Annotated in this window: 2 protein-coding genes and 4 pseudogenes; 3 read left to right on the top strand and 3 right to left on the bottom strand. The window is 73.4% G+C overall.

Going from position 1 to position 5,649, the window contains the following annotated elements; genetic code table 11:
* Both B1205_RS29695 and B1205_RS13760 read right to left on the bottom strand, forming a co-directional pair.
* Positions 1-606, bottom strand: a pseudogene (locus B1205_RS29695) (hypothetical protein); the annotation flags it as partial.
* Between the two features lie 103 nt (positions 607-709).
* Positions 710-1,588: a 3'(2'),5'-bisphosphate nucleotidase CysQ gene (locus B1205_RS13760; protein WP_089155986.1), complete on the bottom strand. Its 879-nt coding sequence runs from the start codon at positions 1,586-1,588 to the stop codon at positions 710-712.
* A 145-nt stretch (positions 1,589-1,733) separates the two neighbouring features.
* Between B1205_RS13760 and B1205_RS13755 the strand changes: the two are divergent.
* Positions 1,734-2,773, top strand: a pseudogene (locus B1205_RS13755) (aminotransferase-like domain-containing protein).
* 299 nt (positions 2,774-3,072) lie between these two features.
* Positions 3,073-4,163: pseudogene (locus B1205_RS13750) on the top strand (magnesium and cobalt transport protein CorA).
* An 84-nt stretch (positions 4,164-4,247) separates the two neighbouring features.
* On the opposite strand, the pseudogene B1205_RS13745 reads toward B1205_RS13750, so the two are convergent.
* Positions 4,248-5,017, bottom strand: a pseudogene (locus tag B1205_RS13745) (hypothetical protein).
* Positions 5,018-5,101: 84 nt separating this feature from the next.
* Here B1205_RS13745 and B1205_RS13740 point away from each other — a divergent pair.
* The gene (locus tag B1205_RS13740) at positions 5,102-5,632 is read left to right on the top strand and encodes a peptidylprolyl isomerase (protein ID WP_089155985.1); all 531 of its coding nucleotides are present in this window, start codon (positions 5,102-5,104) and stop codon (positions 5,630-5,632) included.
* Positions 5,633-5,649 lie beyond the last annotated feature (17 nt).

The following is a 5,649-nucleotide window of genomic DNA, read 5'->3' as shown; positions in this document are numbered from 1 at the left end:
CCCGTCGGGCGACGGCGTCGGCGCGAGCGGCGGTGGGGGCTGGCCCGGACCGCCGGAAGCCGGTCGGGTACGCGGCTCGACCGGGGCGTCCGTCGGTGGTCCGGTCAGCGTGGCGGTCGCCCCCGCCGGTCCCCAGCGGGTGTCACCGGCGGCCCCGGGCCAGCCGGCGTCGCCCGCCGGCCCGGATGGGCCACCGCCCGCCGGACCGTGCCGGTCGATGTCGCCGGGCCGACCGGGCCAGTCGGCCTCGCCCGGCCAGGCCGGGCCGGCCCAGGCGGTGTCGTGGTGCGATGCGGGCCCCGCCTGCAACGCCCGACCGGCGTGGGCCTCGGGTCCGGTGGGCGACCAGTGGGCCGGGCCGGTGCCGGTGGGCCCGGTCGGGACGTGCCCCGACCAGCCCGGATCGGCGTCGAACCCGGGCCGGTGGCCGTGGTCGCTCAGGCCCGGCTCCGGCCAGGGCAGGTCGCCCTGCGGCGCGGCCGGTGGCGTGGTGTCGGCGTCGGGCCAGGGCAGCGCGGGGCCGCCCGCCCGGTGCGGGATGTCCTGCCCCGGCCACAGGCCGGTCGGCTGCCCGAAGGCGTCGTGCGGGTCTCGGTCGGCCGGCATGGCCCTCCCTGGCTGTCGGCGGCCCGTGTCGTGGGCTCAGGTCGGACGCGCATTCCTGCCCGACGATAACCCTCGTTCACCCTGGCCGTACGTACCGTCACTCTCAGCCGAACGCCTCACCCTGGTCACCGGTGACGGTCGAAGCGGGCATCTCGACCCCGGTACGGGCGATCGCGGCGAGCAGCCGGTCGGCCAGTTCGGGGCGGCAGACCAGCAGATCGGGCAGGCGCGGGTCGGCCCGGTTGTAGCGCAGCGGCGACCCGTCGATCCGGGACGCGTGCATGCCCGCGCCCAGCGCCACCGCCACCGGAGCGGCGCTGTCCCACTCGTACTGGCCTCCCGCGTGGACGTACGCGTCGACCTCGCCGGTCACCACCGCGCAGACCTTCACCCCGGCCGAGCCCATCGGCACGGCCCGGGCGCCCAGCGCCTCGACCAGCTCGCCGACGAACGCGGGCGGGCGGCTGCGACTCACCGCGATGCGGATCGGCCCGTCGGCCGGCTTCGGCGTCGGACAGGTGGTGCCGAGGACGACCGGCTCGCCGTCCACCGTGGTCCGGGCGGGCATGCCGACCGCGCCGGCGACCAGGGCGCCGTCCGGCGCGGCGGAGCGCTGCCACAGGGCGACGTGTACGGCCCAGTCGTCCCGCCCGTCCTCGGAGAACTCCCGGGTGCCGTCCAGCGGATCGATGATCCAGACCCGGTCGGCCTCGTGCCGGGGGGCCCGCTCCCCGTCCGCCCAGGCGCGGCGCGCGTCGGCCTCCTCCTCGGAGAGCACCGCGTCCGCCGGCCGCCAGCGGGCCAGCGCCGCCGTCATCAGCTCGTGCGACGCCCGGTCACCGGCGTCCTTGAGCGCCTTCGGGTCGGCGAAGCCCTGCCGCTCCCGCAGCGCGGTGAGCGCCGTCCCGGCCTCGACCGCCAGCCACTGCGCGAACCGCTGGTCGTCCAGCCGCCCCGTCTCGTCGTCCGTCACGAGCCCCATCCCCTGTCTCCGGCGGGCCTGCCGCGACCCGTAATCCTTCGGCGGCCGGTGTCGCCGGCGCCAGTGTCCGGTCGGATCGTNCCCGCATGTTGAACTTCGCGTGTATGGCGGTCGGACCCGCCGGGCCAGGCCCTAGGCTCTGCGCATGACCGCCGAGCAGCTGATCTCCTTCGCCCGTGGGGCTCCTTCGCTGGACATCGTCGATGTCGAGGGGCTCAAGGCCGCCGCCGTCCGCGCCTTCGACGCCGACCCCGCCGGGGTCACGGCGTACGGCACCTCCGTCGGCTACCCGCCCCTGCGGAAGTGGATCGCGGAGAAGCACGGCGTCGAGGCCGACCAGGTGCTGGTCACGAACGGCTCGTTGCAGGCCGACGCGTTCCTCTTCGACCACCTGGTCCGCCGGGGAGACGCGGTGGTCGTGGAACGCCCCACGTACGACCGCACCCTGCTCAACCTGCAACAGATGGGCGGCGAGGTGCACGGCGTGACCATCCAGCCGGACGGTCTGGACACCGCCGAGCTGCGCAAGCTGCTGGAGTCCGGGGTCCGGCCGCGGCTGGCCCACGTCATCCCGAACTACCAGAACCCGGCCGGTGTGACGCTCTCCCTGGAGAAGCGCCGTGAGCTGCTCGACCTGGCCGCCGAGTACGAGTTCACGATCTTCGAGGACGACCCGTACGCGGACATCCGGTTCCGGGGCGAGCCGCTGCCCTCGATGCTGTCGATGGACAGCCGGGGCGTGGTGGTGCACGCCTCCAGCTTCACCAAGACGGTCTGCCCGGGCGTCCGGGTCGGTTACCTGGTCGGCCCGGCGGAGCTGATCGCGGCGATCGCGAAGCGGGCGACCAACCTCTACATCTCCCCGGGCATGGTGGCCCAGGCGATCGTGCACCAGTNGAGCGGGCCGGGGTGCTGGCCGACTCGCTGCGTCGGCACATCCCGGAGGCCCGGTTCGTCGAGCCGGACGGCGGTTACTTCCTCTGGGTGGAGCTGCCGGCGGACGTCGACGTCGACCGGCTCGCGCCGGCCGCCGCCGAGCGCGGCGTGGCGGTGGTGAAGGGCAGCGACTTCATGGTCGACGGCGGCCGGAACGCGCTGCGGTTGGCGTACTCCGCGGTGACGGCGGACCGCATCGACGAGGGTGTGCGGCGGCTCGCCGAGGCGATGGCGGCCGCACGCGGCTGAATTTCTGTCGGGTTTCCGACAGAAAGGCCTCGCTGGCCGGTCCGGCCCTCCCGCTGGACCGGCCGGCGACCCACAATGCTGCGAGCGTCGCTCGTCCTTGCCCGGTGCGGACCCCCGGTCAGGCCGGCGACGCGACCGGCCTCACTCCCCCCGAGGCGCCGGGTGGGCCGTGTCGCCCCTCACCCCCCAGACGCGGCCCGGCCCGCCCGGCGCCGCACCACGCGACCGGCCGCCGAGGCGGCGCCGGCCCCCGCGCGGCGTAACCTGCAACCCGCAGCTACGTCGAGAGGGGGCGAGAGATGACGGACCGGGTGGCACGCGACCGCACCGGGCGCGACGGGGGCCGGGCGCCGAGGCCACGGGCCTGGGCGGCACCGGTACGCGCCATGTCCCGCATCCTCAACGCCGACGACACCCCGGGTACGCCCCAGCCGTCCGACCCGGGCCGCAGCGGGATCGTCGACTGCGGGCTCTACGTCGACGGCGAGCGTCGACCCGGCCGCCCGCAGTACGCGGAGGCCCTGGCCGCGGCCCAACGGGAGCGGGACGGCTTCGTCTGGCTCGGCCTGCACGAGCCGGACCTGACCGAGATGACCGAGATCGCCGCCACGTTCGGCCTGCACGAGTTGGCCGTGGAGGACGCGGTCAAGGCCGAGCAGCGCCCGAAGCTGGAGCACTTCGGTGACATCGCGTTCCTGGTGCTGCGGACCGCCCGCTACTGCGAGCACGCCGAGCTGACCGAGAACTCCGAGGTCGTGGAGACCGGTCAGGTGATGCTCTTCATCGGGCCGAACTTCGTGATCAGCGTGCGGCACGGGGACGCCTGCCGGCTGTCGCCGGTCCGCGCCGACCTGGAGGCGAAGCGGGACCTGCTGCGCCACGGGCCATGGGCGGTCGCGTACGCGGTCACCGACCGGGTGGTCGACCTCTACCTGGAGGTCGCCGACCGGATGGAGGACGACCTGGACGTGTTGGAGGCGGACGTCTTCGACAGCCAGGGCAGCGGCCGGATCCAACGGATCTACCAGGTGAAGCGCGAACTGGTCGAGTTCAAACGCGCGGTGGTGCCGTTGCAGCGCCCGCTGCTCGGGCTCACCTCCCAGGTCAACCGCGAGGTGCCGCAGGAGGTGCGGCGCTACTTCCGGGACGTGCAGGATCACCTCAGCCGCACCGTCGAGCAGGTCAACTCCTACGACGACCTGCTCAACTCGATCCTNCCGCCTGGGCCGCGATCGGTGCGGTGTGGACGGCCATCGCCGGCATCTACGGCATGAACTTCCAGAACATGCCGGAGCTGACGTGGACATACGGCTATCCCGGCATCTGGGCGGTGAACCTGACCCTGTCGTTCGTCCTCTACCGCTGGTTCCGCCGTCGGGGCTGGCTCTGACCGCCGAGGTCGACCGCACCGAGGGCGGAAGCGCCGGTCACGCGGGGCGTACCCGCGCGCCGGCGCTGCTCCGACGTCTGAAGGTCAGCGGCGACCGCTGGCCTTCGCGGCGCTCCGGCCGTTCTGGGCGGCCTTGGTGATGTCGTCGGCCGGGCGGCCGGTGACGTCCCGGGCGCCCTCGGCGACCGAGGGGACCTGGCTGTTCGGGTGGATCACCGGGTCACCGCCGGGGGTGGTGGTCGACGCGCTGGTGCCGTCGGCCACGGCCGAGCTGCCGGCGCCGGTCGGCCCGGCCTGGGTCACCTTGGCGCTCGCGTCCGGGGTCTCCACCACGATCGTGTCCACGTCCTCCCGCATCGGCTCCAACTTGTCCTGACCGGTCACGCCGAGCGTGCCGGTGGGGTCGTACTCGGTCCACTCCTGCTGCTCGCNAGGCCGGTGGTCATGCCCCGCGACCTGCGCTGCTGCTTCTTCTTTCCCGCCTTCATGTTTTTCGCCCTCTTCGTCATCGCGGACTGCTTCGCCGCCACGGCCCGGCGGCCGGCCAGCGTCCTGCCGGCGGCCTCGGTCCGGGCGTTGCGTACGGCCAGAACCACCGGGGCGAGGGCCGCGACGCTCGACGCGACCCCGCTGGAGGCCCGGTCCCGGACCAGCACCGCGGTGGGTGCGACGGCGACCCGGGCTGCCTGGACCCGCGGGCCGACCGTGGCACCGGCACCCTTCGCCGCGTACGTGGCGGCCTGCCTCAGGTGACCGATGCCCTGGTTCAGCTCGGTCTTGGCGAGCTGGCCCTGGGTCTTGCGCCGCCCGATTCCAAACACGGTCCCACCTCCTGGGAGTTGTTCCTTCGTCATCCTCCACCTTCGGATGCCTCCGCAGGGCCAGATCGGGCACATGGGAGGATCCGCAAGTAACTGACCAACAAGTGAGGAGTACCCGTGGCCGAGGCTGTCTACGCCACCTTGCACACCAACGCCGGCCCGATCCGGCTGGAGCTCTTCCCGAACCACGCGCCGAAGACCGTCCGCAACTTCGTGGAGCTGGCCGAGGGCACCCGGGAGTACACCGACCCGCGTACCGGTCAGCCGGGCAGCGGGCCGTACTACGACGGCACCATCTCGCACCGGGTGATCAGCGGTTTCATGATCCAGATGGGTGACCCGACCGGCACCGGCCGGGGTGGCCCGGGTTACAAGTTCGGCGACGAGTTCCACCCGGAGCTGCGCTTCGACCGGCCGTACCTGCTGGCCATGGCGAACGCCGGGCCGGGCACGAACGGCTCGCAGTTCTTCATCACGGTGTCGCCGACGCCGCACCTGAACAACCGGCACACCATCTTCGGCCAGGTGGCCGACGAGCAGTCGGTGAAGGTCGTCGACGCGATCGCCAACACCCCGACCGGGCCGAGTGACCGGCCGACGCAGGACGTGGTGATCGAGCGGGTCGAGATCGAGCGGCAGCAGTCCTGAGCGTCGCGCGGGTACCT

Origin of the sequence: Micromonospora sp. NBS 11-29, assembly GCF_002140155.1 — a bacterium.
GTDB lineage: Bacteria > Actinomycetota > Actinomycetes > Mycobacteriales > Micromonosporaceae > Micromonospora.
This window is presented reverse-complemented; position numbering and strand designations above follow the sequence as displayed.